Raw genomic sequence first — 4285 nt, 5'->3', positions numbered from 1 at the left:
GTATTGAGAAGCCCGGCATAGCCGTTCTTAATACCGTAAACTTCCCAGTTCATTTTTGAAGAGGACATGACCACGGCCTCAATAACCGCATTCAGTCCCGGTGCATCCCCACCGCCCGTATTTATGGCTATTTTCTTTCCCCAGACCATAAACCCCCCTTGATAAATACTGGAAATTGATTAGATAATTGTATGATGTTAATAATACAAGGTCAAGCCCTTTAACCTTTTTATCCCTTATTGTTCCCATGTTTCTCTGTGCTCGTGTCCTGTCCCTAACGCTTCTGTACATTTCAGAGAAAAAGGAGTTCACTGTAGCACGACATCACAAAATGACCGCTTGCCACCCGTAAAGTTCCCACGGGTACCCGGCTAAATGTGGAACGTCCCGAAGGGGAAACGGGCATGTCCGAAGTCCCCGCCAGAGCGGGGGCAAGTTTGCCCGTTTAAGTGAAGCAAATCTCGGGTACCCGCTTGCGGGTGATGGTCGGGAATGGAGTGCCGGAGTGCGAAGGGATCTCCTTTTTCCGGTTCGAGAAGAGCAGTGATTGAACTGTAAAGCTATTAATGGGACAGGACACTATTCCATGAAGCTGTGAAGGTTTAATCCTTATGCCTTTTGAATATGTTTTAGCACCTTTGGAAGCGCCTTTTTGAACCAGGGGGTGTATCTTTCCGGATGTTTTTTTATATCTACTAATAATTTGTCTATTGCCATAAACTTCCAGTCCTCGATTTCTTCTCTATTGGGTTTTACTATTCCATCGTGGGTTCCCCAAAAAACGTGGTCTATTTCATTTTCTCCATATTTTCTGTTATAATTTGCCTTATAACGGAATGTAAACAGGTATTCCAAATCACATTTGAATCCCAGTTCTTCTTGAAGGCGTCTTTTTGTGGCCGTTTCTAAGCTTTCACCCTTTCTTGGATGAGAACAGCAGGCGTTTGTCCAGAACCCTGGCCATGTTTGTTTTATGCCGCATCTCTTGTGTATGAGCATTTCGCCTTTTGTATTTAAAATGAATATAGAGAATGCGCGGTGAAGTTTTGTCGGGATAAGATGGCAACGCTCTTTTTCTTCATAACCTATTTCTCTGTCGTTCTTATCAACAAGAATGAGTGTATCCATAGAGGGTATTTTATTAAAGATTGTAGTAGTCTGAAAGTCAATAAAAACTTCAGTAAAATCTGGTCTATCTTAAAGAAAAAATGGGTACTGATATGGCCATAGATACATGGAGGTTTGGTTTACAATTTCTTTAAAATCTGTAATAGAAACTCAGGTAACCCCCAACTCATCCCAACTCATTGGGAACACGTAGACTTCGGGCATATTCTGATGTATATTATTTGTAAATTCTAATGTTTAATATTTCTGAAGGCCATAGACAGAAAAGAGGATCAAGAAAAAGTGTGTGTTCAGTCCATAATTTGAATACAATACTGAAAGATGCTTGAGAGAAGTGTTGGCGCATTAATGGATAAAACCGTTCAAAAAAAGGAGAGAAAGTCGGGTCAGTCCTTTTCCACTCACGTGTCTCTCAAACACTATTTGTGGACATTTCTAACAGTACTGATCGTCACGGTCATTGGGAAAGTTCTGGCCCCTTTTTTTGATCTTGTAAATATTGTCCTTTTTTATTTGCTACCGGTACTTATTAGCGCAGTTCGTTGGGGGCAAGGACCTTCCTTTTTTGCAGCTTTTTTAGGTGTACTGGCTTTTGATTTTTTCTTTGTACCTCCAGTTCTCAGCTTTACGGTGAGCGATGTACGTTATGTTTTCAGTTTTGTTATTTTCCTTCTCATAGCCCTTGTGACCGGAACAATGGCAACAAAGCTCCGGAATGAACTGGAAAAAACCAGACAACGAGAGAGAAGAACGCTTGCTTTATACGCGTTCAGCCGGGAAATAGCCGCGGAAACGGATTTGCAGCAAGTTTTGAAAACCTTTGTAGAAAAGGTGGCTGAAACCATAAACGGCGAGGTAATTGTACTTATCCATGACCCTGATACTGACATTCTGCGTGAAGTGGCCGCTCACCCGCCCCACAGCACTTTGCCTGACGAAAAAGAACGGGCAGTTGCACATTGGGTTTTGGAGCATGGTCAAAGTGCCGGGAAGGGAACAGAAATTATCAGGGGAGCAAAGGAGCTGTTATTTCCCGTTAAAGCAGAAGATAAAACCTTGGCTGTCCTTGCTATTAAACTCAATTCTGAGGACGAAACCCTTACGACTGAACAGTTGCAACTTATTGAAGCGTTTACCAACCTTGCCGCTGTGGCAATAATCCGTGTGCAGTTAGCAAAAGAAGCCGAGCAGGCGAAGTGGTTGGCCGAGTCAGAAAGATTGCACACAGCATTACTCAATTCCATTTCCCATGATTTGCGCACACCCCTTGCTTCCATTACAGGGGCAGTAACAAGCCTCCTCTCAGAAGAAAACGTTTACAGCCAGGAGGCCAAAGGGGTCCTTTTACAGACGATCAAGGAAGAGGCACAGCGCATGAACCGTTTCGTAGCAAATCTTCTTGATATGGTACGACTTGAAAGTGGTATATTAAAACCAAATAAGCAGTGGTGTGACATCCAGGATATTGTGGGTGTTGTGCTGAGGGAGATTAATGATATCTTACAGGGACATCCATTGCGGATTAATATCCCTCAGGACCTTCCTCTTGTGAAGGCTGATTTTATTCTCATGGAACAGGTAATAATTAACCTGTTGGAAAATACCATAAAGTATTCACCACCAGATAGCGAAATCTCCATTTCTGCTCATTACAGCGACAAAACATTGCTGGTTACCGTAGCCGATCGTGGTCCGGTAATTCCCATGCAGGAGCGGGAGCATGTGTTTGATAAGTTTTATCGACTACATTCCTTAAAGCATGTAAGCGGGACAGGGCTTGGCCTGTCGATCTGTAAAGGGATCATTGAAGCTCACGGTGGGAGAATATGGGTTGATTCACCTTCCGAATACGGTAACCGGTTCACTTTTTCTTTGCCTGTATCCGAACAGCCATTGGATCTTATAGACACCAAACAAGGAGCGGATCATGCCGTCTGATGGTGCGCGCATACTTGTTATCGATGATGAGAAGCAGATCCGCCGGATGTTGAAGGCCGCTTTGTCCGGCTACGGCTATGATATTGCCGAGGCATCTTCAGGGCATGAGGGTTTGAATCAGACAGCAATATTTCATCCGGACTTAATTATCCTCGATCTGGGGTTGCCAGACCTTGATGGCATTGAGGTAATTAAACGTCTTCGTGAATGGACACAGATCCCTATCATTATTCTCTCTGTTAGAGAACATGAAGACGATAAGATTAAAGCCCTTGATGTTGGTGCAGATGATTACGTTACCAAGCCTTTCAGTATGGGAGAACTTTTAGCCCGGATTCGTGTTGCCCTCCGTCACGTAGCCAAATCAGAGGATGAACCGGTACTTACCTTTTTTGGTGAACTCACAGTGGACCTGGCGCACCGCAATGTGATACTCAAGGGAGAGGATGTAAAGCTCACACCAACAGAGTATGAAATCTTGAAATATCTTGCCTTACAGGCAGGTAGGGTTGTAACCCATGGGCAACTCCTCCGTGCCATCTGGGGACCGAATTACCAGGAAGAAACGCAATACCTGCGAGTCTACATCGGCCAACTGCGCCGCAAAATCGAGGCCGATCCTTCGCAGCCCACTTACATCATCACTGAACCCGGGGTAGGGTATCGGCTGGTAACAAGAGATTGATCTACAATTGTTAATCTCTTCACTGGCCAAATTCTAATAAGATAGCTTCAGTATTTCGTCTTTTTCTGTATATCACAACATTCTTTATATTTTTTTTATGCTTAATGCCGATTTTTTAACGCCAAATTTATATTGGATTGTTTAAAATCTAAAATGTAAACGATAACCCGCAGGGAGGATTAATGCGATGGCGAACGATATACTCTATATTGTAGTTTTTCTTGGCGTTCTCATGCTTCTGGCAGTGCCTTTAGGTGGCTATATGGCAGCAGTCTTCACGGGTAGACGCACCTTTCTCAGTTTTATGATTCGCCCCATCGAGTCAGGTTTCTACAGGTTTTGCAGGGTGGATGAGAATGAAGAGATGTCCTGGAAACAATATGCATTTGCCCTTCTCCTTTTCAATGGGATTGGTCTTGTCGTGCTCTTTTTGCTGCAGATAATTCAGGGCCGATTACCCCTCAATCCGATGGGCTTTGGTGCTGTCCGCTGGGACACTGCGTTGAATACCGCCATATCGTTCGTAACCAACAC

General features: G+C 43.9%; 5 protein-coding genes. 3 read left to right on the top strand and 2 right to left on the bottom strand.

The window, feature by feature from the left end:
- Together NTU69_09045 and idi are read right to left on the bottom strand one after the other, a co-directional pair.
- Positions 1 to 149: 6-phosphofructokinase (locus NTU69_09045; protein ID MCX5803654.1), on the bottom strand; the 149-nt coding region annotated here is incomplete at its 3' end.
- Positions 150 to 609: 460 nt separating this feature from the next.
- On the bottom strand, positions 610 to 1128 hold the full coding sequence (idi, locus tag NTU69_09040; protein ID MCX5803653.1) for an isopentenyl-diphosphate Delta-isomerase: 519 nt from the start codon (positions 1126 to 1128) through the stop codon (positions 610 to 612).
- 321 nt (positions 1129 to 1449) lie between these two features.
- On the opposite strand from idi, the gene NTU69_09035 reads away from it, so the two are divergent.
- The 3 genes from NTU69_09035 to NTU69_09025 all read left to right on the top strand — a co-directional run.
- Complete coding sequence (locus tag NTU69_09035; protein MCX5803652.1) at positions 1450 to 3066, top strand: DUF4118 domain-containing protein; 1617 nt, start codon at positions 1450 to 1452, stop codon at positions 3064 to 3066.
- The gene (locus tag NTU69_09030; GenBank protein MCX5803651.1) at positions 3056 to 3751 is read left to right on the top strand and encodes a response regulator; all 696 of its coding nucleotides are present in this window, start codon (positions 3056 to 3058) and stop codon (positions 3749 to 3751) included. Before NTU69_09035 ends, NTU69_09030 begins: the two co-directional genes overlap by 11 nt.
- A 187-nt stretch (positions 3752 to 3938) precedes the next feature.
- Positions 3939 to 4285, top strand: a 347-nt coding sequence (locus NTU69_09025; protein ID MCX5803650.1) for a potassium-transporting ATPase subunit KdpA, incomplete at its 3' end; no start/stop codon positions are given.

It is taken from the genome of Pseudomonadota bacterium (assembly GCA_026388215.1).
GTDB lineage: Bacteria > Desulfobacterota > Syntrophorhabdia > Syntrophorhabdales > Syntrophorhabdaceae > JAPLKF01.
Note: the sequence above shows the minus strand (reverse complement) of the source record. Positions and strands in the feature narration are given on the sequence as shown.

What these genes read in the sequence shown, in the direction of transcription:
- idi (MCX5803653.1), bottom strand. Translation starts at nt 1,128, where the DNA reads ATGGATACACTCATTCTTGTTGATAAGAACGACAGAGAAATAGGTTAT.
- NTU69_09035 (MCX5803652.1), top strand. Translation starts at nt 1,450, where the DNA reads ATGCTTGAGAGAAGTGTTGGCGCATTAATGGATAAAACCGTTCAAAAA.
- NTU69_09030 (MCX5803651.1), top strand. Translation starts at nt 3,056, where the DNA reads ATGCCGTCTGATGGTGCGCGCATACTTGTTATCGATGATGAGAAGCAG.